Source organism: Chitinophaga alhagiae (genome assembly GCF_003568665.1).
Lineage (GTDB): Bacteria > Bacteroidota > Bacteroidia > Chitinophagales > Chitinophagaceae > Chitinophaga > Chitinophaga alhagiae.
The window spans coordinates 1,297,966-1,322,792 of sequence record NZ_QXMH01000001.1; the positions used below are offsets into that span (position 1 = coordinate 1,297,966).

Genomic DNA, 24,827 nt, shown 5'->3' on the forward strand with positions numbered 1-24,827 from the left:
GGTATGAAGATGTCATTTCTTCAAAAAATTACTGCTGATAGTCTGCCACACCTCCGCGCCATCCCCGTTCAGTATCTGCTTGAGCATATACACGCCAAAGCCCTTTGCCTGAGACAATTCAATTTTCGGCGGCATGGAAAGTTCCGACGGGTTGACCAACACATCCACCAGCACGGGGCCGTTATGCGCCAGCGCCTTTTCCATAGCCGGTTGTATTTCTTCCGGCAGCTCCACGCGAATGCCTAACATACCCATGGCTTCCGCCATACGTGCAAAGTCAGGATTCTGAAGATCCGTGCCAAACGGCGGCAGGCCGGCTACTTTCATTTCCATGGCCACAAAGCCCAGGGAGCCATTGTTGTACACTACTATTTTTACCGGCAGTTTGTACTGTAAAATGGTGAGCAGGTCTCCCATCAGCATGGCAAAACCGCCATCTCCGGAAAGGGAGATCACCTGCCGCTGCGGATACGCTATTTGCGCACCAATGGCCAGGGGCATGGCGCAGGCCATGGAGCCGTGGTTGAAAGAGCCCAGCAGCCTCCTTTCCGCCGTCATGGTCAGGTAGCGGGCGGCCCATACGGTGGGGGCGCCTACGTCTACGGTGAAGATGGCATCCGGGGCGGAGGTTTCGCTAATGATGCGGGTGAGGTATTCCGGGTGGATGGGTTGCTGGCCGGCAGTGCCGAGCGCATGCGCGTCAAGGCTTTTCCGGCTTTTGCGGTACCGGCTGAGGCATTGCTCCAGGTGGGCGGCATCTGTTTTCTGTTGCAGTAGTGGCAGCAGGGCGGCGAGGGTGTGTTTTACTTGCCCCACCAGGCCGAGGTCTACCCGGCAACGGCGGCCCAGGCGGTCTGCCCGCACGTCCAGCTGAACTATTTTGGCGTTTGCGGGGTACCAGTCGTTATAAGGGAAATCCGTGCCCAGCATCAGCAGCAGCTCGCTTTCTTCCATGGCGTGGTAACCGGAGGCAAAACCTATCAGGCCCGTCATACCTACATCAAAAGGGTTGTCGTATTCCACATGTTCTTTACCGCGGAGGCTATGTACAACAGGCGCCTGAACGGTGCCAGCCAGGGCCATTAGTTCGTGATGCGCACCGGCACAGCCGCTGCCGCAGAGCAGGGTTATTTTGCTGCAGCCGTTGATCCATTGCGCCAGGGTGGCAAGGGCTGCGTCTGACGGGCGTATCACCGGTTCATGCGGCAACAGCAACGGCCAGCCTTCCGCTTCCACATCCTGCATGGCCACATCCCCGGAAATGCCCAGCACTGCCACACCTTTGAGGCCTACGGCATTTTGCACCGCCACCTGCACCAGACGCGGCATTTGCCGGGCAGAGGAAATGATCTCGCAATAGTGGCTGCACTCCCTGAAAAGCAATTCCGGGTGCGTTTCCTGGAAATACCCGGTGCCGATCTCGTTGCTCGGGATGTGAGCGGCAATGGCGAGCACCGGGGCCATGCTGCGGTGGCAATCGTACAGGCCGTTAATGAGGTGCAGGTTGCCAGGCCCGCAACTGCCTGCGCAAACGGCCAGCCGGCCCGTCAGCTGCGCTTCTGCGCCGGCGGCAAAAGCGGCGGCCTCTTCATGCCGGTATTGCACCCATTCTATTTTGCCGCCACGGCGTATCTCGTCCACAATACCATTGAGCGAATCGCCCACTACGCCATGTATGCGCCTGACCCCGGCTTCTGCCAGCATGTTTACAAGCATGGAAGCTACTGTACGTGCCATATGGAAGTTTTATTTTACAAACAGCAGGACGCGGATATTGTTTGGTATTTGCCGGACCTGGGCTACCCTTGTCGCAATCAGCCCGCTAAAAAGTCAGATTTGCACCGCTCCCCTGTAAAAGGCCTGTCCTATTTTTGTACCAGCAAAACAAACACATCGTTCAACACCCAAAAAAGCGTATCATGACAAAGCGACTATCCAATCAGAAAATCAGCGCCAATCTTTGGTTTGACAAGAATGCGGAAGCAGCCGTAGACTTTTACCTGGGCGTTTTCAGGAATGCAAGGAAAGGGCGGGTCACCTACTATGGCAAGGAAGGTTTCGAGTTCCATGGCATGCCGGAAGGCGCCGTGCTGACAATCGAATTTATACTGGACGGGCAGGAATTTATTGCGCTGAACGGCGGGCCTCATTTCAAGTTCAATGAAGCTATTTCATTTGTGATCAATTGCGATACACAGGAAGAAGTAGACTATTACTGGAACAAACTGACCGAAGGCGGCGATCCTAAAGCGCAGATGTGCGGCTGGCTGAAAGACAAGTTCGGCGTGAGCTGGCAGGTGGTGCCCACTGTATTGGCGGATATGATGGACGACCCCGATGCCGCCAAAGTACAGCAGGTCAGCGCCGCGGTGTTCCAGATGAAAAAGCTGGATATTGCGGAACTGGAAAAAGCATTCGGGAAATAAAACGACCGGGGCAGACGTTATGAACCGCCTGCCCCGGTCTTTAAAAACTTTCCGGATGTCCGCACTATGTTACGGCCAGTTGGCCAGTGCTCCCGGCAGATCGTACGTTTTGTTCTGATCCCCTCCGGGTGCCAGCACCACGGTAAAACTTCCCTTGTAGCCCGGCGGCAGGTCCACCTCAAAGCCGGTGAGTACCGTACCGGGGTTGGGCGCATCGTAGTCATGGGGAGGAGTGGTAGTCCATGTTTTCATTTGCACATTGAGCGGCGCGTCTACCTTTAAAAGCAGCTTCTTCCCGTTTTTGGTCAGCTCTGCCGTTTTGCTGCCGGTTATTTTCACGTTGGCAGGGGTGAGCAACGTCCACCGCAGTTTGGTGGCTTTGGCGGGCGCTTCCACTTCATCCCGCACCACTACATACTCCTTATTCACTACGGCAATACCGCGGGTAGCCTTCTGCAATTGCCCGTCATACACGCCGCTCAGATCGCAAATAGCATGCATGAACGCCGGTTTGTCAGAATAGCGGGTGATGGGCGCATTGCCTTTCACACGCTGCAGCGAATCGTTGATGGTGAGGGTGCTATGCGCAAAATTATTGTAGCGGAACACCTGCCAACGTTGGGCATACTGGCCTTTGTCCCATATTTTAACGCCTTTTTGTTCAAGTGAGTTATAGTCCTGCATACCAAAGTCCATTCCCCAGCGCACGCCGTCCGCTTCCATAATAAAAGAGCCCACGTCCATGTGCGCGTGGTTTACAGCAGGAGAGCCTGCTTTCAGGCCCACGTAAATGGCCAAGCTGTCTGTCCAGGATGTGCGCATCAGCGCCACGGGAGATTTGCCGTTACCTGTCCAGAAGGTAGCGGCGGGAGGCGCTACACTCTTCATGGAAATGCCGTTGCCCCAAAGCATCAGGGCAGGCAGCAGCCTGTTTCTGACGTGCCTGGTAGACTTTTCCGATTCAAGGCGGCTGCGTTCTACCCATAGCAGGGAGGGCTGCTTGCGCCGGGCAGCAAACCAGAACATGGCGGGTTGTACGCCGCCGCCACCGCCAGCGTCAGAATAGTTAAAGGAATCACCCCAGGCGCCGGTAACATGCTCCAGGTAATCAGCCGTTTGCAGAAAACCGGGTTTGCTGACAAGCCCGAAGTCTTTGCCGAACAGTTTCTCTACCGCGCTGATAAAAAGTACGTTGAAGCTGGTGCCGTACCCCCAGTAGCCATAACCTTCCGGATAAGCACCGTCAGGGTGATAATCTTCCATGGGCAGGTCAATACTGCGGATGCCGCGGTTAATGATCTGCAGGGCCAGTTCCGGCTCGCTCTCATAAATGGCCAGCGCGCCATACAGCATGCCGGCGTTGCACACCTGGTTCCAGTTGTTGGATACGCGCAGCCAGCCGCTGTTGCGGGGCTCCAGGGAAGGGGCGATCCCCTTTTTGAGAATGGCCTCACGGATAATGTTTTTCGACGCGGCCGGCAACGCGTTGTGGAGCCAGTCATACCCAATGGCCACCGCCATGGTCATTTCCGCTACGTCCAGGAAGTGAGACGGGTTCCAGTCACTGAACCGGCTCACCGCCAGCAGTTCCTTCTCCGCCCGCTGCATGTACTGCTTGTTGCCGGTCATGCGCCAGGCGTAAGACAGGAAAAAGACCCGCCGCAGGCACTCGCGGGATACGCCCAGCAACCGGCGGCCTATTACTTTCCTTTCCAGGGCGGGCACGCTTTGCAGGGCATCGCATTCGGCCAGTATGCTATTGTGCACCTTTTGCCAGATAGCGTCTCCATGCAGGGTTTGTTTGACGTTCTTTTCTTCGCCCTGCAGCCACAGGATACGGGGATGGCCGGGCATTTTTACGGAAGGGCCCACAGAATCGTGCTGTGCGTGGGCCAGTAGACAGGTGAGCAGGCACACCAGTGCGCTGCCGCATAGTTTCTTGATCATGACGAGGAATTTTTTTTTCAGGTAAACAATATACAAGTTTCTATTTATTTTTTTGGCGCAAATTGCCCCGGAAATTGTCGTATCTACCAACCGTATACCCGTACCGCATTCCTTAGTTTTGTTTGAAAAAGAAAAAAGATATGTCTACGATCAATGCTTATATCACGTTCAATGGCAATTGTCATGAAGCCATGAAGTTTTACCAGGACGCCCTGGGCGGAGAACTGACCCTGCAATCTGTGGGCGGTATGCCCGTTGAGGCCCGTTGTCCGGCGGGAGAAGAGCAACAGATCATGCATTCCCAGCTCATGAAGGGAAATATGGTGCTGATGGGTACGGATATGCTGGGGCCGGCCGGCTTTATACAAGGAACCACCATGTCTCTTGCCCTCCAGTGCGATACGGCGGAAGAGATCAATACTTATTTTGCCAACCTTTCCCAGGGCGGGCAAGTAGTAGAGCCGCTTGGAAAACAGGCCTGGGGTCCGCTTTGGGGTATGCTGATAGACCGGTACGGCGTAGCCTGGATGTTGAATCACGATCTGAAAGAAGGCGCATAACCTATGCAGCTCAGTATGTTTGAAGAAGACCGCGCGGTGGTGAGGTATGCTATCCTGATCTCACCGCCCGCCGCTGTCAAAAAAGCGGTGGCGGGGTTCAAGCAACAACTGCACGAAGCCGTGGGACTGGACGATATGAACCTGAAATCCCTGGCCCACATTTCCCTATGCCGTGTTAATGCGGCAGATGATGATGCTTTTGTAATTACAACGGCCACCCGCGCGGTGGCCAATATGTGCTGCTTTGATATCGAGATCAACGGGGCTGACAGCTTTACGCATGGGAAAACGGGTACCCTGTACCTGAGAATAGAACGCCCTGAGCCCGTGCAGATCCTGTTTGTCCTGCTCAACCGGGTATTCAGGGCCTCCCGCAACGCCAACATCACCCCGCACCTGACCATTGCCAGGGCGCTTCCCGCCGGCAAGTTCCGGCAGATAGACCCTGCCGCCTTTGCATACCGGTACGCCTTTGTGTGTGACCGTATAACCATCCTGAAATGGGCGGGAGAAAGATATAACCTCATCCATGAAGTGCCCCTACAAAACCGGCCGCCTGCATAACATGCGGAACAGGGCACTCGTCCGGCAGCACTTCCGCCGTACAGCCATGTTGTTGCAGGAAAGCGATCAGCGGCAGCGGGTGTATTGTGCCGGTAGTGCTTTTCACCCGTAAAATACGGTCGCAGTCTTCCAGGTCAAAATTCACGATGTACTCTGTAAACCTTTGCCGTATCCGGTAAATGAGGATGTGGGCATAGCAGGCACTGTTCACATTTGTTTTGAATACTTCTACCATAAACATCAGCATTAAGCACTGCAAACTTACTACGCCCCGCCTGTTTTTTACATGGCAGAACACGACAATAGAGGGGGGTTATGCGACATTCTTGCTAATTTTATGAAAACATGGCTATCATGAAAACAAACAAGGAATGGCACCAGGCCCACCGGATGCCTGCCCGCGCCACGCTGGAGCAACGGGTGGCCTGGCATATTGAACATGCACGTCATTGCGGCTGCCGCCAGATGCCGGAAAAGATCAGGGAAGAGATCAAAAAGAGGAACCTGAAGGCCTGAACTATATTTTCGCCAGCAGCTTGTACGAATGGGACCGCATGGCCACCATGGTCACCACCAGCCCTATCATGCCCGTTACGGTAAATAACAGCGCAATACCCCTGTCACTGCCCGTTCCGAACCAGTGGCCCAGCAGGTCTACTCCCGCGCCCGTGGTCATGAAGGGGATGAAGATGAACTGCGCCACCGGCCCGATCATAAAAGCCGTTAACGGCGATGCGGCCTGCTCAATGCTTTGCGCAAAGCCGAACACCCGGCCCTGGCGCTCAGGGGGTATTACACGCTGTATAATGGATTGCTCCGCAGCTTCTACCACCGGAATGAGGCACAGGTAAATGAACAGCCCCATGCCAAGCAGCACAATGGAAGACTGGATAGTGAAAAAGATACAGATGGTCCACATAACCATGTTGGCAATGAACAGGGTGCGGATGGGGTGTTTTCCCAGTCCTTTGCGGGCCACCACCAGCCCACCCACTATGAAGCCCAGGCTCAGCACGCCCCACAGTATGCCCCACACCTGAACAGATACCAGAGACAGGCCGTAGGCATCCATCAATGCCATGAACACCCCTCCCAGGAAGTTGTTGAAGGTGTTGAAAAAGATCAGCGCAAACAGGCCCGGTATCAGCCGGATGGCTTTGATGGTGCCTTTTACATCTACCTTGCCGCTGCCGCTTTCTTCTGTATGTACAATGTCCTCTTCAGGAATAGCCAGTGCCCACAGGTGGCCGATGGTGAGCAACGTAAGCCCGACGGAGGCGGCCAACGTCCAGTACATGCCCAGGAAGCCTACCGCCATGCCGCTCAGGATGGACGCCACCAGGAAGGCCGTGCCGTTGGCGCTGCCAATGAGGCCGTTGGCCTTGTCCCGCTCCGGCTCCGGCAGCAGGATGGTGACCATGGTAGGCAGCGCAATGTTGCGGATGTTACCCGCCAGCGCACCAAAAAGGGTGAATACGATAAACATCCATAACACCGGGCTGCCGGCGTGGGTAAATTCCTCGGCAGGAGATAACACGTACACCAGCCCGGCCAGTGAATAAAGCACCAGGGAACAAATACTGGAGATCATCATGGCCTTCTTTTTCCGGTAGCGGTCTACCACCGAGCCCAGCATAAAGCCAGACAAGGCAACGGTACCAATGTAAATGCCCGCCATGAAAGAAGTGGCCAGCACAGATTTTGTTTGCAGGTACACCCAGAAGGTGATGGCAAACCATACAAAAGTGTTGGTAACAGACGCAACAAGTGAGTTGACCAGTACAAAATAAAAAGCACGCATATAGCCAGGCATTGTATTCGAATTTACGCAGATTTTCATTTGCAACTTACAGCTAAACGGCGGGCCGCAACATGGCCATACCTGACAATATGCGGGCTTTTTGCGACAGGATAAATTTATGCCGGGCATTGCCCCGCAAGAGATGCTGATTGATTATCTTTAAGAACATCCAAACCATACATCATGCAAATTCCGCCGGGGCTTACAGACGAACAGGTAATTGAATCCCGCCTGATGAGCGGCACTAACGAACTGCGGTCAAAGGAAGAGAACAGCCTGGTATCTGCCATCCGGGAAACCGTTACGGAGCCTATGTTCCTATTGCTGGTGGCCGCGGGCATTATCTATTTCATATTAGGCGAGACCAGCGAAGGTATTTTTATGATTGCCGCCATTGTGCTGGTGTCTGCCATCTCCATCTACCAGGACTCCCGCAGCCGCAACGCGCTGGAAGCGCTAAAGGCGCTGAACAAACCCACGGCGCGGGTGGTGCGCAACGGTGTTGAAAAAGAAGTACCCGGCGCGGACATTGTAAAAGGAGATGTAATGATAGTGGAAGAAGGAGGACAGGTACCGGCAGACGGGCGCGTACTGCGGGCCAACGATCTGTCTGTCAACGAATCCATTCTTACCGGCGAAGCATTTGCCGTGAGAAAAAGCGAAGGGGACCTGCTCTTCCAGGGCACCGCCGTGATCAGCGGCATGGCCTGGTGCGAGGTAACGGCCGTGGGCAGCCAAACGGAGCTGGGCAAGATAGGCCGCTCCCTGGAAGAGATCAGGGTGGAAAAATCTCCCCTGCAAAAGCAGATCAGCAGCTTTGTCACCAAAATGGCCATTGTAGGAGCGGGTGTGTTCCTGCTGGTATGGGGCATCAATTTTTATCATTCCGGCAATGTGCTGGAGAGCCTGCTGAAAGGCCTCACCCTGGCTATGTCCATTCTTCCGGAAGAAATACCCGTAGCCTTCACCACCTTCATGGCGCTGGGCGCCTGGCGGCTGATGCAAATGGGCATCATCGTAAAACAGACGCAAACAGTAGAAACGCTGGGCAGCGCCAGCGTGATCTGTACAGATAAAACGGGCACCATTACCGAGAACCGGATGGAACTGGCGGCGCTGTACGCACATGGCAGCGGGCAGGTGTACAATGACGGCAATTGGGGCCCCGCTGCGGCACAATCAGTGCTTTCCACAGCCATGTGGGCCAGTGAAACACAACCTTTCGACCCTATGGAAATTGCGCTGCATGCGGCTTACACGGCTACAGCGCCGGCAGATGAGCGGCCTGCTTTCCATATGGTGCATGAATACCCGCTTGGCGGCAAACCGCCCATGATGACGCATGTATTTGCCAACGCGGCCGGACAGCGCATCATTGCCGCCAAAGGCGCTCCCGAGGCCATATTGGCCTGCTGCCATTTGCCGGAGCAGGAAGCAGCGGCTGTACGAGCACAGGTAAACGCCCTGGCGGGCAAAGGATACCGCGTGCTGGGCGTGGCACGCAGCACGCTTGAAGGCACGGCCTACCCGGCGGAGCAACAGGCACTGCCTTTTTCATTTACAGGCCTCGTGGCATTCTACGATCCTCCCAAACACAACATTCATGAGGTATTCAACAGTTTTTACAAAGCCGGCATAGCGGTCAAGATCATTACGGGAGACAATACGCCCACCACGGTATCTATTGCACAGCAGGCCGGTTTCAAAGGCGGCAGCCAGGCCCTTACGGGAGATGAGATTGCCGGCATGAAAGAGGCGGCGCTGGGCAGTGCTGTCAAGGAAGTCAATATTTTCACCCGCATGTTCCCTACCGCCAAGCTCCGCATCATCAACGCCCTGAAAGCAGACCGGCAGATAGTGGCCATGACGGGAGACGGGGTGAACGACGGGCCTGCGCTGAAAGCAGCGCACATCGGCATTGCTATGGGCCACAAGGGAACGGAAATAGCTAAAAGAGCAGCGTCTCTGGTGCTGACAGACGATGACCTTTCCAAAATGGTAGACGCCGTAGCCATGGGCCGTAAAATATACAGCAATCTCAAAAAGGCCATCCAGTACATCCTCTCCATTCACATCCCCATTATTCTCACCGTTACCCTGCCCCTGTTGCTGGGCTGGGTATACCCGAATATTTTTACGCCCGTGCATGTCATCTTCCTGGAGCTGATCATGGGCCCTACCTGTTCTATTGTATATGAAAATGAGCCGATAGAGAAAAATACCATGCTGCAGCCGCCACGGCCCGCCACCCTCACATTCCTCAACTGGCGGGAGCTTAATACCAGCATACTGCAGGGGCTGATGATCACGCTGGGCACTCTTGGTATTTACCAGTACGCCGTGTACAATGGTTACCCGGAAGATCTTACCCGTACCTTGGTTTTCATCACGCTCATGAGCGCCAATGTAATACTAACCCTGGTAAACCGCTCTTTCTATTACTCCATGCTGTACACCGTGCGCTACAACAACCGCCTGCTGCGGTTTGTGTTGCTGCTGTCTGTATTGCTGACAGTGGCCATCGTGTACGTTCCGCCGTTTGCAGCGTTCTTCAAATTCCACCCACCTATGTTCCGCCCGTTGATGCTGGCCATTGGCGCCGGTATACTTTCCGTGGTATGGATGGAAGGATGGAAGTGGATAAAGCGAAACCGGGGCCGAACTATTCCACCAAACTCTTCACCTGTTCTGTAATATACCCGCTCCGGATGTACTGGTATAGATTCTTCCCGGGGCAAACGGTTTGCGTTGAATGGTCTTTGTGAGAAGCAATGGTGCTGTAAGGTATATTATACTTGCGGCAGGCATATGCCGTGAGCCGTACCAGCGCATCCAGCTGCCGCGGGTCTACGGCCTGCTCTTCAAAATTGCCCATGCAGGTAATGAGCAGGTGGCCCTGGGGATCATATTCAGTAGCGGTTTCGCCGGCGGTGAATACGTTGCGGCCTTCGTAGATGGTACCGTCAGGCGCAATCAGGAAGTGATAGGGAATGTCTGCCCAGTTCCTGTCTTTGCCCATGCCCCAAACCTGCACGTTCCTGATATGTTTCGGCGCATCTTGCGTGCTGTCAAACCGGGTGCCTTCGTGGTGAATGGTGATCCTCACCGGTTGCTGTGAGCGGTATGGCCCGGGTGTGTTGGCGTTCCAGCCTGAACGTGGCACAATAGCCACTTCCAGAAGCTTTGCCGCAAAAGGGCTTTCGTTACCGGTGCGGCCTACGGCCGTAACCGCCGCGGCAGCCAGCTTGTACGGCCCTGACTTTGCAGGTATCGCAATAGCGCGGGTATCTTTTGGATAAATAGTGTAGGCCCACCGGGAGCCATATTTATAATACACCACCCACCTGAACACAGGTTCAGCGTCCGGATGCTCCCAACTGATGCGAACGGAGTCTGCCTGCTCCTCCATACTTACAGCGGGCGCCGCGGGCAATGTATTGTTCAGCCATGGGCTGGGCGGCACCAGTGCTCCTTGCTGGTAAGGCCCGTTCAGCAAGGCCTGCGCCATGTTCGGATTATTGGCCACGGAAGAAACATGCCAGTGGATCACGCCCATGTCATCAGGCATTATACCCCGCGTGATCATGATCTGGCTCATGGTCTCCTGCTGGCTCAGGCGGCCTGTATCGCGCCCCACACTGATGCCAGGCCAGAGATGCCGCTGCTGCGTATTCTCCCGCTGCCACCAGCCCAGCAAAACCGGAAAGCTCACCGGAATGCGGTTAATAGGCCAGTAGAGCTGCGGAGAGAAATAATCTATCCAGCCTTTGTTTAACCAGAGGCGCGCGTCCGCATACAGATCTGCATACTGGTCAAACCCGCCTACGGTGGAGGATGGGTAACCGGGGCGCCATACGCCGAAGGGGCTCAGGCCGAACTTCACATGTTTTTTGGTAGCCTTGATCTCTTTATACAGTCTTTTAATAAAAATATTGACGGCATGGCGGCGCCAGTCTGCCCGGGAAAGTTTGCCGCCGGATTGCTGATAGGCGGCCCAGCTGTCTTTGTCAGGGAAGTCTTCCCCGCCATTGTAGGAGGGATAAGGATAGAAATAATCATCAAAGTGTACGCCGTCTATATCGTACCGGCTTACAATGTCATGCACCACCGCGGCCGCATGGTCTTGTGTGCCTTTTTTGGCCGGGTCAAACCACCAGTACCCTTCTTTGAGATGCACTACAAGTGAGGGCATTTTTTTCACTACAGAGCTGTCTGTTACTTCTCCGCCCGCCACGTGATGCGCGCGGTAAGGGTTGAGCCAAACGTGCAATTCAAGCCCTCGCTTGTGCGCCTCTTCCACCCAGAAGGCCAGCGGGTCATAAAAAGGCGCCGGCGCCTGTCCCTGACGGCCGGTGAGGTAATAAGACCAGGGTTCAAGGCTGCTCTGGTACAGTGCATCCGCCTGCGGCCGCACCTGGAAAATAACGGCATTGAAATTGTGGTCAGCCAGGAAGTTCAGCAGCCTGATAGCCTCTTCCTGCTGCTGCGCAGTGGTGAGGCCCGGCCTGGAAGGCCAGTTGATGTTGGCCACCGTGGCCACCCATGCCGCCCTGAACTCTGCGGTAGCTTTAGGATGCGAGGCGATTTTGGTGGTCTTTTTTGCTGGCATGCAGGCGCATGCCAGCAAAATCATGGCAACGTAACAGAACTTTTGCATGTCTAAAATTAAGCATCTGTTTTCATGAATAAAACATGGCAACAGACTGCGCTGATGAAAACTTTATAAACCTGCCGCCCATGAAACAATATGACACCATCATTATCGGTTCCGGCCAGGCCGCCAACCCGCTGGCCAAAAAACTGGCCGCCGCCGGCCGTCACACGCTGCTGCTGGAAGCAACACACATCGGCGGCACCTGCATCAACACCGGCTGCACGCCCACCAAAACCATGATTGCCGCTGCCCGCATGCAATACATAGCCTCCAGGGCATCCCGGTTCGGCATACCTGTAGAGACCGGGGCCATTGACCTGACCGCCGTGGTTAAACGAAAAAATGAGATCGTAGCCTCCTTTCGCGGCAGCCTTGAAAAAAGCCTTGAGAAAACGGCCAACCTGGAAGTAGTACGGGAGCAGGGCGTTTTTACCGGTACCAAAACCGTCAACGGCCGGTATACCGCGGAACATATTTTCATCAACACCGGCGCCAGGCCGGTTATTCCGCCCATTCCGGGTATTCATGAAGTGCCTTATTGCACCTCCGCCGGTATGCTGGACCTGCAGAAAGTACCGGAGCACCTTGTGGTGCTCGGCAGCGGCTACATTGCCATGGAGCTGGGACAGATGTACCGCCGCTTCGGCAGCCAGGTTACCATCATAGAGCGCGGGAGCCGCATTCTTGGCCGGGAAGACGAAGACGTGGCCGCCGCCGTTCACCAGGTGCTGGAAGAAGACGGCATCCGGATCATCACCCATGCCAGCGTGGAACGGGCAGCCGCAGCAGGCAACGGCCACGTACGGCTCACCCTGCAGAACGGCCAACGGCTGGAAGCCTCCCACTGGCTGATAGCCACCGGCAGGGCGCCCGCCACCGAAGCGCTACAGCTGGAAAAAACCGGCATCACGCCGGATGAACAGGGGTTTATACCGGTGAACGAATACCTTGAGACCAGCGTGCCCGGCATCTATGCGCTGGGCGATGTTAAAAAGGGACCGGCGTTCACGCATATCTCCTATAATGACTATATTGTAGTAGCAGAAAACATCCTGAACAAAAAAAATATTTCCATTAAAGACAGGCCCGTGCCCTATTGTATGTTCACAGACCCCGAGCTGGGCCGTATTGGCATTACAGAACAGGAAGCACGTGAAAAGGGCCTGGCCATAAAAATTGCCAGGCTGCCACTGTCTAAAGTAGCCCGCGCTATAGAAACGGGCGAAACCCGCGGCCTCATCAAAGCCGTAGTAGACGCCCAAAACGGCCAGGTATTGGGTGCAGCCGTACTCTCCGTCAGTGGCGGGGAAATCATGACCGTGCTGCAAATGGCCATGATGGGGAATATCGGCTACAAACAACTGCGCAACGCCATATTTGCGCACCCGTTATTTTCAGAATCGCTGAATAATTTATTTATGACACTGGACGATGATTGAAGTACGCAACCTTGGTAAAACATTCGGCAATGTACACGCCGTACAACAAATATCTTTTACAGTAGCGGAAGGCGAAAACCTCATTCTGCTGGGTACCAGCGGCTGCGGCAAAACCACCACGCTGAAAATGATCAACCGCCTGCTGGATCCGGACGAGGGCACCGTATTGCTCAACGGTACAGACACGGCTACCATACCGCCTGCCCGGCTGCGGCGCGGCATGGGTTATGTACTGCAGCATACCGGCCTGTTCCCCCACTACACCGTGGCGGAAAACATAGCGGTGGTACCGCGCCTGCAACACTGGAAAAAGGAAGATGTACGGGCCCGCGCCGCCGCCCTCATGCAGAAATTGGGCCTCACCTGGCAGGAGCATGCGCACATGTACCCGCACCAGCTGAGCGGCGGGCAGCAGCAACGAGTAGGCCTGGCCCGGGCGCTGGCGGCAGACCCGCCGGTGCTGCTGATGGACGAGCCCTTCGGCGCCCTTGACCCTATTACCCGCAACAGGATACGCCAGGAGTTCAGCGAGCTGGAAGAATTCAGGAAAAAGACCATCATCATGGTTACCCACGATGTGCAGGAAGCATTTGCCCTGGCCACGCGGGTGTGCCTGATGGACAAAGGGCGCATTGTTCAGATGGGAACACCGGAAGAACTGCAGCAACGGCCGGCCAATGAATTTGTGCGCGCATTCCTGAAATTATGAACCGATTTATGATGAACACTTTTTCAATCCCTGCCTGGCAGGCCCGCAACCATGAACGAATTTTTTGAATTTCTGCAATCGCAATCCGGCAAACTGGCGCAGCAAACGCTCACGCATATCAACCTCACACTGATATCCGTGGCCATTGCCATAGCGCTTGGCGTGCCGCTGGGCATTCTCATTGCCCGCAGGCCGCGCCTGGCCGGCGTTGTGCTGGGCTTTGCCGGCGTAATGCAAACCATTCCCAGCATTGCCCTGCTGGGTTTTATGATACCACTGCTGGGCATTGGCCCCCAACCGGCCATTGTAGCCCTTTTCCTCTATGCCCTGCTGCCTATTGTGCGCAACACCTATACCGGTATCAACGGCGTAGACCCTACCGTGAAAGAGGCGGCGCGCGGCATGGGCATGACCGGTAACCAGGTGCTGTTCAGGGTAGAGCTGCCGCTGTCCATGCCCGTGCTGATTGCCGGCATCAGAACGGCCACGGTCATCAACGTGGGCGTGGCTACGCTGGCGGCATACATTGCGGCGGGTGGGCTGGGAGAATTTATTTTCGGCGGCATTGCCCTTAACAATACCCATATGATACTGGCCGGCGCCATTCCCGCCGCCTTGCTGGCGCTCCTGTTCGATTTTTTGCTGGGCAGGCTGCAAAAGAGACTAAAATGGCGCCTGGGGCTGGCCGCAGTGGCCGGCATTGCCGTGCTTTTCCTGGCCATGCTGCTCGCCACTTCCTCTGCCGGCAAGCTGCTGGCGGGCTTTACGCCCGAGTTCATGGGGCGGATGGACGGCTACCTGGGCCTCAAAAAAGTATATGGACTCAACATGCGCAACGTAGTGATCAACGATGCGGTCATGTACCAGGCCATGCATGAGAGCAAGCTAGACGTGATCAGCGGCTATAGTACAGATGGGCGCATCAAGGCATTTGACCTGGTAACGCTGGAAGATGACAAAACCATTTTCCCGCCCTACTACGCCGCCCCGCTCATACGCAGCGGCATACTGGAACAATACCCCGGGCTGGAAAGCACGCTCAACCTGCTGGCAGGCCGCATTTCCGATTCCGTAATGACGCTGCTGAACTACCAGGCGGATTTCCTCAAAAAAAGCCCTGAAAACGTGGCCAGAAACTTCCTCCGGCAACAAGGTCTTTACCGGCCGCCGCGCCGTGGCAATAAAGGCGTGGTGCGCATAGGCTCCAAGATCTTTACCGAGCAATACATTCTGGTAGAAATGTACCGGATGCTTATAGAAGGCCATACAGACCTGGCCGTTTCTTCAAAAACAGGGCTGGGCGGTACCAAGATATGTTTTGACGCACTGACCAATAACCAGATAGATTTTTACCCGGAATACACCGGCACCGGCCTGCTGGTGCTGCTGCAGCCGCCTGCGGACGCCATTACCCGTCTTGTGCAGCATAAAGACAGCGTATACCAATACGTACAGGCACAATTTATGCAGCAATATAACCTCCGGTGGCTGCGGCCCATCGGTTTCAATAATGCCTACGCGCTGATGATGCAGCGTAAAAAAGCGGATGAACTGCATGTGCATACTATTTCTGACCTGGCAAAAATCACCACACCATGAGCCTGACCGAACAATACAGGAACGTAAGGAAACTGACAGAACGCATTTGCAGCCCATTGCACACGGAAGACTACGTAGTACAGCCGGTTGGGGACGTAAGTCCGCCCAAATGGCACCTGGGCCATACCACCTGGTTTTTTGAGACCCTCATACTGAAACCTCACCTCACCGGCTATACGGAGTTTGACAGCAATTTCAACTATGTATTCAACAGTTACTACGAAAGCCTGGGGGCAAGGGTGATACGCACACAACGCGGCAACCTCAGCCGCCCTACGGTAAACGATGTCTACCGGTACCGGGCACACGTAGACCAGGCCATGGAGCAATTGCTGGCCGCCCCGCTGAGCGAAGCGGTGCGCACATTGGTGGTATTGGGCTGCAACCACGAAGAGCAGCACCAGGAGCTGCTATGGACGGACATCAAGTACATCCTGGGCCACAACCCGCTCTTCCCGGCGTATGATACGGCACTGCCCGCCAGAGAGCCGGCCGGGCGCCCCGGGTGGATCAACGTGGAAGGAGGCCTATGCGAAATAGGTTATGCAGGCAATGGCTTTTGTTATGACAATGAGCTGGGCCGCCACCAGGTATACCTGCAGCCTTTTAAGATCGCCGCATCGCTGGTCAGCAATGAAGAATACCTCGCCTTTGTGCAACAGGGCGGTTACCGGCAATTTGAGCACTGGTACGCCGAAGGCTGGGACTGGGTAAAGAACAATGCCATTGCAGCACCGCTGTACTGGTACCACATTGAAGGCAGCTGGTATACCTACACCTTGCAGGGCTTGCAGCCACTGGCGTTGCAGGAACCGGTAACACATATCAGTTTTTACGAAGCAGCAGCTTACGCCGCCTGGAAAGGAAGCCGGCTGCCTACGGAATTTGAATGGGAAGCGGCCGCACCGCAACTGCAATGGGGCCGCCGCTGGGAATGGACGGAAAGCGCCTACCTGCCCTACCCCGGCTTTCAACGCGTAGCCGGGGCCGTGGGCGAATACAATGGCAAGTTCATGGTGAACCAAAAGGTGCTGCGGGGCGCCTCCGCATTCACTTCACCGGGCCACAGCCGCCCTACATACCGGAATTTTTTTCACCCTCACCTTCGCTGGCAGTTAACAGGTATAAGGCTTGCGGTATAAACATAAAACAAAACGGAGCAATGATGAAAACAGCCACAGCATTACAGCAAACAGCCACGCAACATTTTTATGAAGATGTAGTGAAGGGATTGACGGGCACACCCAAATACCTGCAATCCAAATACTTTTATGACGCCGCGGGCGATGCCCTGTTCCAGCAGATCATGCATACGCCTGAGTATTACCTTACCCGCTGTGAGCTGGAGATACTCTCTGCCCAGGCTGTGGCCATAGCTGACGCGTTGGGCGCCACGCCGTTCAACCTGGTAGAGCTGGGCCCGGGAGATGCCTCCAAATCTTTCTACCTGCTGAAAGAGCTGCACCGCCGCCACCCGGAGCAAGCGTATTTCCCCATTGACATTTCGGAGAACATCATCACCCAGCTGCAGCATGCGTTGCCGGCGCGGTTGCAGGGCCTGCAGGTACAAGGCCTCTGCGGCGAATATATAGACATGCTTAAAACAACAGCCTACTTCTCCCCACGGCGCAAGGTAGTGATGTTCATGGGCGCCAGCATTGGTAATTTTACGCCGGAAGAAGCCGTGAAGTTCTGCCGCCGCCTCCGGGAACAGATGAATCCCGGAGACCTCCTGCTCATCGGTTTCGACCTTCGCAAACAACCGCAGATGATACTGGATGCGTATAACGACGGTCAGGGCGTTACCCGGGATTTTAACCTCAACCTGCTTACCCGCATCAACCGGGAGCTGGGCGCGGATTTCGACATCAACCAGTTCCATCACTTCCCCACCTACGACCCGCTGACGGGGGCCTGCAAAAGCTACCTTGTCAGCAATACAGCGCAGGAGGTGCTGCTGGGAGAGCACGTCATCCGGTTCAGGAAAGATGAGCCCATATTCATGGAAATATCCCAGAAATACAGTGTGGATGAAACGCGGCAACTGGCTGCCGCGGCTGGCTTCAGGCCGGTGCAACATTTCTTTGACAACAAGCGCTGGTTTACGGATGTGCTGTGGGAACTTTCACAAAATCATAATGCCCTTTAATATGCTGATTCAGGAAACGGCCTTTTGACCCGGCCGCTTTCATGGCCGCAAATACCTCCTCCGGCACGTTTTTATACTCGTACACAATGCCGGATACATACCTGATTCGCAGCGTATGGGTATCCGGGTTGTACCGCATGCTTTGTACTACAGAAGAAGGCATACCCACCTTCGCAAAAAAATAATGCCAATGCTTTCTGGCACAAATTTTATTTTTTATATCACATGTTTGACGAAACATTGCTCAGCCATATCAAGGAACAACTGATCCGGAAAAACCAGACAATAGCCGTTGCGGAAAGTGTTACCGCGGGTTTCCTGCAACTGGCGCTGGCTAGTGCTGATGAAGCGATCCGCTTTTTCCAGGGCGGCATCACCGCTTACAACCTTGGCCAGAAATATAAGCACCTGGGCGTAGAGCCTGTTCATGCGGAGCAGTGCAACTGCGTGGATACCCCGGTGGCCGCGGAAATGGCGCGGGCGGTAACGCATCTCTTCCGCAGCGACTGGGGCATTGCCATCACCGGCTACGCCACGCCCGTTCCCGAAAGCGGGCAGCAGCTGTTTGCCTGCTATGCCATTGCTTTCCGCGAAGAAATATTGCTGGAAGGGAAACTGGAAGCCAATGAAGCGCCGGCTATTAATGTGCAGAAATACTACACGGACTACCTGCTGGCTGCCTTTAACAATGTGCTGGAGCATGGGTTCCCCAATGAAAGTTAACATATGCCTCGCCGTAGCCCTGTTGCCGGGTTTTCCCAGTTTACCGGATAGCCGAAGCCGGCAATATCATTTTAGAGCCATGGCCTAAAAATTGCATATGATCCAGGTTAATATGACAAGCGATACAAAATCAGTATCCGGTTTTGATATCAGTGTAACCAAGAATATGCATATAGTTTCTTGTTAATGCGTCACCTGTACTGAAATCCGTCAATATGAATACCCGGAAAAAAACCGTGGAATCTACCCTTGCCACCGCCCGAAGTGTAGAAAAAAATCCTCACTCTTCTACAAACGGGCAGGAGGAGCTGGACGTTCGCCAGTTACTGAAAATTATAACTGAAGTGAAGAGCGGGAACTTTGCCGTACGTATGCCGGTAGATAAAACCGGCCTGGCAGGCAAGATCTGCGATACGCTGAACGATATTATTTCACTGAACGAAACGCTGGTGGAAGAGTTGGCCATTGCCCGCAACACCATTGGCCGCCAGGGCAAACTGAACCACCGTGTGGCGCTGCCGCGTACCGCCCGCGGCTCCTGGAACACGGCCGTAGGCTCCATCAATACCCTTATTTCTGATCTGGTACACCCTACCCGGGAAATTGCCCACGTGATCAGCTCTGTGGCCAAGGGCAACCTCTCTACTGAAATGCCGCTACAACTGGAAGGCCACGAACTACAGGGAGAATTTGCCCGCATTGCCACGGAAGTGAACGGCATGGTAAAGCAGCTCAATTCCTTCTCCATGGAGGTAACCCGCGTGGCCCGCGAAGTAGGCTCTGAAGGGAAGCTGGGCGGGCAAGCCACCGTGAAAGACGTTGCCGGGGTATGGAAAGACCTCACAGACTCCGTAAACCTCATGGCCGGCAACCTTACCGCCCAGGTGCGCAACATTGCGGAAGTAACAACGGCTGTGGCCAAAGGAGACCTCTCCAAAAAGATCACGGTAGACGTGAAGGGCGAAATACTGGAGCTGAAAGATACCATCAATACCATGGTAGACCAGCTCAACTCTTTCTCTTCTGAAGTAACCCGCGTAGCCCGCGAAGTAGGTACAGATGGCAAGCTGGGCGGACAGGCGGAAGTAATGGGCGTGGCCGGCACCTGGAAAGACCTGACAGACTCTGTGAACCAGATGGCCTCCAACCTTACCGGCCAGGTGCGCAATATTGCTGAAGTAACTACCGCAGTGGCCCGCGGCGACCTTTCCCGGAAAATTACCGTAGATGTAAAGGGCGAAATACAGGAGCTGAAAAATACCATCAATACCATGGTGGACCAGCTTAACTCCTTCTCCGCCGAAGTAACCCGCGTGGCCCGCGAAGTAGGCTCGGAAGGCAAGCTGGGCGGACAGGCTACCGTAAAAGGCGTAGGCGGCGTGTGGAAAGACCTCACGGAATCTGTGAACCAGATGGCCGGCAACCTCACCGCACAGGTACGCAACATTGCAGATGTAACAACGGCGGTAGCTAAAGGGGACCTCTCCAAAAAGATCACGGTAGATGTGAAAGGCGAAATACTGGAGCTGAAAGACACTATCAACACCATGGTAGACCAGCTCAACTCCTTTGCCTCCGAAGTGACCCGCGTGGCGCTGGAAGTAGGTACGGAAGGAAAGCTGGGCGGACAGGCCAAGGTGCAGGGCGTGGACGGTACCTGGAAAGACCTCACTGAATCCGTGAACCAGATGGCTTCCAACCTCACCAACCAGGTGCGTAACATTGCGGAGGTAACTACCGCCGTGGCCAAGGGAGACCTCTCCAAAAAAATTACCGTAGATGTGGCCGGCGAAATCGCAGAGCTGAAGAAAACCATCAACACCATGGTAGACCAGCTCAACTCCTTCGCTTCCGAAGTAACCCGCGTGGCGCTGGAAGTAGGTACGGAAGGAAAGCTGGGCGGACAGGCCAAGGTGCAGGGCGTGGGCGGCACCTGGAAAGACCTCACGGAATCCGTGAACCAGATGGCTTCCAACCTCACCGGCCAGGTGCGCAACATTGCGGAAGTGACCACCGCCGTGGCCAACGGTGACCTCTCCAAAAAGATCACCGTAGACGTGGCCGGCGAAATTGCCGAATTGAAGAATACCATCAACACCATGGTAGACCAGCTCAACGCCTTCGGCTCCGAAGTAACCCGTGTGGCGCTGGAAGTAGGCTCGGAAGGAAAGCTGGGCGGGCAGGCCCGCGTACCAGGCGTGGAAGGTCTCTGGAAAGATCTTACAGACTCCGTGAACATCATGGCCTCCAACCTCACCTCGCAGGTGCGCAATATTGCGGAGGTAACTACCGCCGTGGCCAACGGAGACCTGTCCCGCAAAATTGAAGTAGACGTGAAAGGCGAAATAGCGGAGCTGAAAAATACCATCAACACCATGGTGGAGCAACTCCGCTCCTTTGCCTCCGAAGTGACCCGCGTGGCCCGCGAAGTAGGCACAGATGGCAAGCTGGGCGGGCAGGCTAACGTACCCGGCGTAGGCGGCACCTGGAAAGACCTGACAGATTCCGTGAACCAGATGGCCGGCAACCTCACCGCGCAGGTGCGCAACATTGCGGATGTGGCCATTGCCGTGGCCAACGGTGATATGAGCCGGAAAATTACGGTAGACGTGCGGGGGGAAATTCTCCAGCTCAAGGAAACCCTCAATACCATGGTAGACCAGCTCCGCGCGTTTGCCTCCGAGGTAACACGTGTGGCCCGCGAGGTGGGTACAGACGGCAAACTGGGCGGGCAGGCCTTTGTACCCGGCGTGGCCGGTACCTGGAAAGACCTGACAGACTCCGTGAATAACATGACCGGCAACCTTACCGCACAGGTGCGCAACATTGCGGAAGTAACCAAAGCCGTGGCCTCCGGAGACCTTTCCAAAAAAGTGACCATAGATGTAAAGGGCGAAATACTGGACCTGAAGAATACCATCAATACCATGGTAGACCAGCTCAACTCCTTTGCGTTCGAAGTGACCCGCGTGGCCCGCGAAGTGGGCACAGAGGGAAAGCTGGGCGGCCAGGCGGAAGTGCCTGGCGTAGGCGGCACCTGGAAAGACCTGACAGACTCCGTGAACATGATGGCCTCCAACCTCACCAACCAGGTGCGCGGCATTGCCAAGGTGGTAACCGCCGTAGCCACCGGCAACCTGAAACAGAAACTCTCCGTGGTGTCTCGCGGGGAGGTAGCCCAGCTCACTGAGACCATCAACGAAATGATAGACACCCTGGCCGTGTTTGCGGACCAGGTAACTACCGTAGCCAGGGAAGTAGGCGTAGAAGGCAGGCTGGGCGGCCAGTCTAGCGTACCGGGCGCCTCCGGCATCTGGAAAAACCTGACGGAAAACGTGAACCAGCTGGCAGAAAACCTCACTACCCAAGTGCGCGCTATTTCCGCAGTGGCTTCCGCCGTTACAAAAGGGGACCTGACGCAAATGATACGCGTGGAGGCAAAAGGTGAGGTGGAGCAGTTGAAAGACACCATCAACCAGATGATCACCAACCTGAAACAGACCACGCTGCGCAACCAGGAGCAGGACTGGCTCAAGTCTAACCTGGCCACCTTTACCCAGATGCTGCAGGGCCAGAAAGACCTGCATACGGTGACCAACCGCATTCTCTCGGAGCTGGCCCGCGTGGTAAATGCGCAAAAAGGCATGTTTTACGTGCTGAAGCAGAACGAAGATGCCACCAACCCCAAGCTGAAACTGCTGGCTTCCTACGCCTACGGCGAAGAGTCTCACATTGCCCGGGAGTTTGCGCTGGGTCAGGGCCTGGTAGGCCAGTGCGCAGTAGATAAAGAGCGTATTCTGCTTACCAACGTGCCGCGAGACTATATCAGCATATCTTCCGGCCTGGGCGCCGCCCCGCCGCTCAACCTTATTGTGCTGCCCGTGCTGTTTGAAACGGAAATAAAGGCCGTGATAGAACTGGCCGCTTTTGATACCTTCAGCCAAACGCACCTCGACTTTCTCAGCCAGCTTACGGAAAGCATCGGCATTGTGCTCAACACCATTGAGGCCAACACCAGAACAGAAGACCTGCTGGCCCAGTCCCAGTCCCTGGCAGACGAGCTGCGCAAGGCCAACGAAGAGCTGCAGGACAAAGCCCATTTGCTCGTAAAACAGAAAAACGAAGTAGAAGAAAAGAACCGCGAAGTGGAGGAGGCCCGCCGGTCACTGGAAGAAAAAGCGGAACAGCTGCAGCTTACGTCCAAATACAAATCGGAATTTCTGGCCAACATGTCTCATGAGTTGCGCACGCCGCTCAACTCCCTGCTGATACTGGCGCAACAGCTGTATGAGAACCATTACGGCAACCTCAACGAAAAACAGGTGCGGTACGCCAAAACCATTCACAGCTGCGGAGATGACCTCATTCAGCTGATCAATGACATACTGGACCTTTCGAAGATAGAGTCCGGCTACATCTCAACAGATTTCATCAAGGTACATCTGCAGGAAGTGACCTCCTTTGTGGAAACCACCTTCAAACATATTTCCGAAAGCAAGAACCTCCGCTTCAGCGTGGAAATAGACGAAAAGCTGCCGCAAACGCTGGAAACAGACGTACAGCGCCTCCACCAGATCCTGAAAAACCTGCTGAGCAACGCCTTCAAGTTCACGGAAAAAGGCGAAGTGAGGATGCGGGTATACCTGGCAGACCATCAATGGAAAACACAAAACGCCAACCTTGACCTCGCAGACCAGGTGGTGGCCTTCGAGATACGGGATACCGGCATCGGTATCTCGAAAGACAAACAGAACATTATCTTTGAAGCGTTCCAGCAGGCAGAAGGCTCTACCAGCCGCAAATACGGCGGCACCGGGCTGGGCCTCTCCATCAGCCGCGGCCTGGCAGATCTCCTGGGCGGCTCCATAGAGCTGGAAAGCGAAGCCGGCCTTGGCAGTATTTTCACCTTGTACCTGCCGCTGCAGTTCAGCCCGGATGTAACGCAACCTGAAAAACCCCGCGCCCTGCCGCATGCTTTTGAGCCTGCCAAAGCCCCGGAAACAAAAGACCTGGACAATCTCAACGAGATCATCAATGACATAGGCGATGACCGCAACATCATCAATGAAACAGACCAGGTGGTATTGATCATTGAAGACGATGTGCGTTTTGCCCGCATTATGCAGGACAAGGCGCATGAACTGGGCCTGAAGGTAGTGGTGGCCATCAGTTTCGGAGAAGTGTTCAACCTCACCAACAAATACAACCCCATAGCCGTTACGCTAGACGTAAAACTGCCCGATGCCAGCGGCTGGCGGATACTGGACCTTTTCAAGAACGACGTGAACCTGCGCCACATTCCCATTCACCTCATATCTGGCGAAGAGAACAGGTTGCTGGCCATACAGCGGGGCGCCCGCAGCTTCAGCCTGAAACCGCTGAAAGCCGAAGCCCTCACCGTGCTGTTCCAGACCATTGTGCAACAGGCCGGGCAAAAACAGAAGCGGGTGCTGCTGGTGGAAGACAACCAGCCAGACGCATCCCGGATAGCCCGCCTGCTGGACAGCAATGGCCTGATAGTGCTGGATTTTGCCCAGAACGGGCAACTGGCGCTGGAACAGCTGGAAAACACCGTTTATGATTGCATTATTGCAGACTACATGCTGCCAGACATGGAAGGGTCAGACCTCCTGGCCGGCATACAGTCCGCCCACCGCCAGCCATCTACCCCGCTGATCGTTTATTCCGCCAAAGATTTCAGCAAAACGGAAAAAGCCAAACTGAAAAAATATGCCAATAAAATATTGCTGAAAGACGTTAATTCCCTTGACCTGCTGCTGGAAGAGACCGTGATGCAACTGCATATCAACCACTATGCCCTGCCCGAGGAGAAAAGAAAGCTGATAGAAGACCTGCGCTCCAAAAAAGATATCCTGAGCCATAAAACCGTATTGGTGGTAGACGATGACGTGCGTAACCTGTTTGCTCTCACCACCGCTTTCGAAAGGTTCCATATCAATACCATTACAGCGGAAAGCGGCAAAGAGGCCATGCACATACTGGAAGACACCAATCACGTAGATATTGTGCTCATGGACATTATGATGCCTGAAATGGATGGCTACGAGACCATGCAGAAAATACGGCGGGAGCATAAGAACAATGCCTTGCCGATAATTGCGGTAACAGCCAAGGCCATGAAGGGAGACAGGGAAAAATGCCTGGAGGCCGGCGCTTCAGACTATATTACAAAACCTCTGAAAATAGACCAGTTGTTATCGTTGATGCGCGTCTGGCTATACAGATAATAAATGCA

Annotated in this window: 18 protein-coding genes; 12 read left to right on the top strand and 6 right to left on the bottom strand. The window is 54.8% G+C overall.

Going from position 1 to position 24,827, the window contains the following annotated elements; all coding sequences use genetic code 11:
* Nucleotides 1-12: 12 nt before the first annotated feature.
* Nucleotides 13-1,737 (bottom strand): ubiquinone-dependent pyruvate dehydrogenase, encoded by a 1,725-nt coding sequence (gene poxB, locus D3A97_RS05080; RefSeq protein WP_119077320.1) that lies wholly within the window; start codon nucleotides 1,735-1,737, stop codon nucleotides 13-15.
* A 182-nt stretch (nucleotides 1,738-1,919) separates the two neighbouring features.
* Here poxB and D3A97_RS05090 point away from each other — a divergent pair, with 182 nt between their 5' ends.
* Nucleotides 1,920-2,426 (top strand): VOC family protein, encoded by a 507-nt coding sequence (locus D3A97_RS05090; protein ID WP_119077325.1) that lies wholly within the window; start codon nucleotides 1,920-1,922, stop codon nucleotides 2,424-2,426.
* A gap of 69 nt (nucleotides 2,427-2,495) precedes the next feature.
* Here D3A97_RS05090 and D3A97_RS05095 read toward each other — a convergent pair whose 3' ends face one another.
* Nucleotides 2,496-4,373 (bottom strand): heparinase II/III domain-containing protein, encoded by a 1,878-nt coding sequence (locus D3A97_RS05095; protein WP_119078432.1) that lies wholly within the window; start codon nucleotides 4,371-4,373, stop codon nucleotides 2,496-2,498.
* A 140-nt stretch (nucleotides 4,374-4,513) separates the two neighbouring features.
* Here D3A97_RS05095 and D3A97_RS05100 point away from each other — a divergent pair, with 140 nt between their 5' ends.
* Nucleotides 4,514-4,933 carry a VOC family protein gene (locus D3A97_RS05100; RefSeq protein ID WP_119078433.1) on the top strand — a complete coding sequence of 140 codons (420 nt, stop codon included), beginning with the start codon at nucleotides 4,514-4,516 and terminating at the stop codon, nucleotides 4,931-4,933.
* A 3-nt stretch (nucleotides 4,934-4,936) separates the two neighbouring features.
* Nucleotides 4,937-5,497 carry a 2'-5' RNA ligase family protein gene (locus D3A97_RS05105; protein ID WP_119077327.1) on the top strand — a complete coding sequence of 187 codons (561 nt, stop codon included), beginning with the start codon at nucleotides 4,937-4,939 and terminating at the stop codon, nucleotides 5,495-5,497.
* Here D3A97_RS05105 and D3A97_RS05110 read toward each other — a convergent pair.
* Nucleotides 5,457-5,732 (bottom strand): hypothetical protein, encoded by a 276-nt coding sequence (locus tag D3A97_RS05110; RefSeq protein ID WP_119078434.1) that lies wholly within the window; start codon nucleotides 5,730-5,732, stop codon nucleotides 5,457-5,459. The two genes, D3A97_RS05105 and D3A97_RS05110, sit on opposite strands and share 41 nt — an antisense overlap.
* 119 nt (nucleotides 5,733-5,851) lie before the next feature.
* Here D3A97_RS05110 and D3A97_RS25015 point away from each other — a divergent pair, with 119 nt between their 5' ends.
* Entirely contained in the window at nucleotides 5,852-6,013 is a 162-nt protein-coding gene (locus D3A97_RS25015; protein ID WP_198673868.1) for a hypothetical protein, read from the top strand.
* A 1-nt stretch (nucleotide 6,014) separates the two neighbouring features.
* Here D3A97_RS25015 and D3A97_RS05115 read toward each other — a convergent pair whose 3' ends face one another.
* Nucleotides 6,015-7,310 carry an MFS transporter gene (locus D3A97_RS05115; RefSeq protein WP_198673869.1) on the bottom strand — a complete coding sequence of 432 codons (1,296 nt, stop codon included), beginning with the start codon at nucleotides 7,308-7,310 and terminating at the stop codon, nucleotides 6,015-6,017.
* 171 nt (nucleotides 7,311-7,481) lie between these two features.
* Here D3A97_RS05115 and D3A97_RS05120 point away from each other — a divergent pair, with 171 nt between their 5' ends.
* On the top strand, nucleotides 7,482-9,992 hold the full coding sequence (locus D3A97_RS05120; protein WP_119077330.1) for a cation-translocating P-type ATPase: 2,511 nt from the start codon (nucleotides 7,482-7,484) through the stop codon (nucleotides 9,990-9,992).
* Here D3A97_RS05120 and D3A97_RS05125 read toward each other — a convergent pair.
* Nucleotides 9,961-11,955 (bottom strand): family 10 glycosylhydrolase, encoded by a 1,995-nt coding sequence (locus tag D3A97_RS05125; RefSeq protein ID WP_119077331.1) that lies wholly within the window; start codon nucleotides 11,953-11,955, stop codon nucleotides 9,961-9,963. The two genes, D3A97_RS05120 and D3A97_RS05125, sit on opposite strands and share 32 nt — an antisense overlap.
* An 80-nt stretch (nucleotides 11,956-12,035) precedes the next feature.
* On the opposite strand from D3A97_RS05125, the gene D3A97_RS05130 reads away from it, so the two are divergent.
* From D3A97_RS05130 to egtD, 5 genes are read left to right on the top strand one after another with little or no spacing between them, the layout of a single operon-like run.
* Nucleotides 12,036-13,391 carry a mercuric reductase gene (locus D3A97_RS05130; RefSeq protein ID WP_119078436.1) on the top strand — a complete coding sequence of 452 codons (1,356 nt, stop codon included), beginning with the start codon at nucleotides 12,036-12,038 and terminating at the stop codon, nucleotides 13,389-13,391.
* Entirely contained in the window at nucleotides 13,384-14,100 is a 717-nt protein-coding gene (locus D3A97_RS05135; protein ID WP_119077332.1) for an ABC transporter ATP-binding protein, read from the top strand. Before D3A97_RS05130 ends, D3A97_RS05135 begins: the two co-directional genes overlap by 8 nt.
* Before the next feature lie 51 nt (nucleotides 14,101-14,151).
* Nucleotides 14,152-15,699, top strand: a complete 1,548-nt coding sequence (locus tag D3A97_RS05140) for an ABC transporter permease/substrate-binding protein (protein ID WP_119077333.1) — start codon at nucleotides 14,152-14,154, stop codon at nucleotides 15,697-15,699.
* Complete coding sequence (gene egtB / locus D3A97_RS05145; protein WP_119077334.1) at nucleotides 15,696-16,841, top strand: ergothioneine biosynthesis protein EgtB; 1,146 nt, start codon at nucleotides 15,696-15,698, stop codon at nucleotides 16,839-16,841. The genes D3A97_RS05140 and egtB overlap by 4 nt, the downstream gene beginning before the upstream one ends.
* A 23-nt stretch (nucleotides 16,842-16,864) precedes the next feature.
* Complete coding sequence (gene egtD / locus D3A97_RS05150) at nucleotides 16,865-17,848, top strand: L-histidine N(alpha)-methyltransferase (RefSeq protein ID WP_232825851.1); 984 nt, start codon at nucleotides 16,865-16,867, stop codon at nucleotides 17,846-17,848.
* Here the strand turns inward: egtD and D3A97_RS25280 are convergent.
* The gene (locus D3A97_RS25280) at nucleotides 17,802-18,089 is read right to left on the bottom strand and encodes a KTSC domain-containing protein (RefSeq protein ID WP_317126357.1); all 288 of its coding nucleotides are present in this window, start codon (nucleotides 18,087-18,089) and stop codon (nucleotides 17,802-17,804) included. The two genes, egtD and D3A97_RS25280, sit on opposite strands and share 47 nt — an antisense overlap.
* On the opposite strand from D3A97_RS25280, the gene D3A97_RS05160 reads away from it, so the two are divergent.
* Together D3A97_RS05160 and D3A97_RS05165 are read left to right on the top strand one after the other, a co-directional pair.
* Nucleotides 18,074-18,571 (top strand): CinA family protein, encoded by a 498-nt coding sequence (locus D3A97_RS05160; RefSeq protein ID WP_119077337.1) that lies wholly within the window; start codon nucleotides 18,074-18,076, stop codon nucleotides 18,569-18,571. The two genes, D3A97_RS25280 and D3A97_RS05160, sit on opposite strands and share 16 nt — an antisense overlap.
* Before the next feature lie 215 nt (nucleotides 18,572-18,786).
* The gene (locus tag D3A97_RS05165; RefSeq protein WP_119077338.1) at nucleotides 18,787-24,819 is read left to right on the top strand and encodes a HAMP domain-containing protein; all 6,033 of its coding nucleotides are present in this window, start codon (nucleotides 18,787-18,789) and stop codon (nucleotides 24,817-24,819) included.
* Nucleotides 24,820-24,827: the final 8 nt, after the last annotated feature.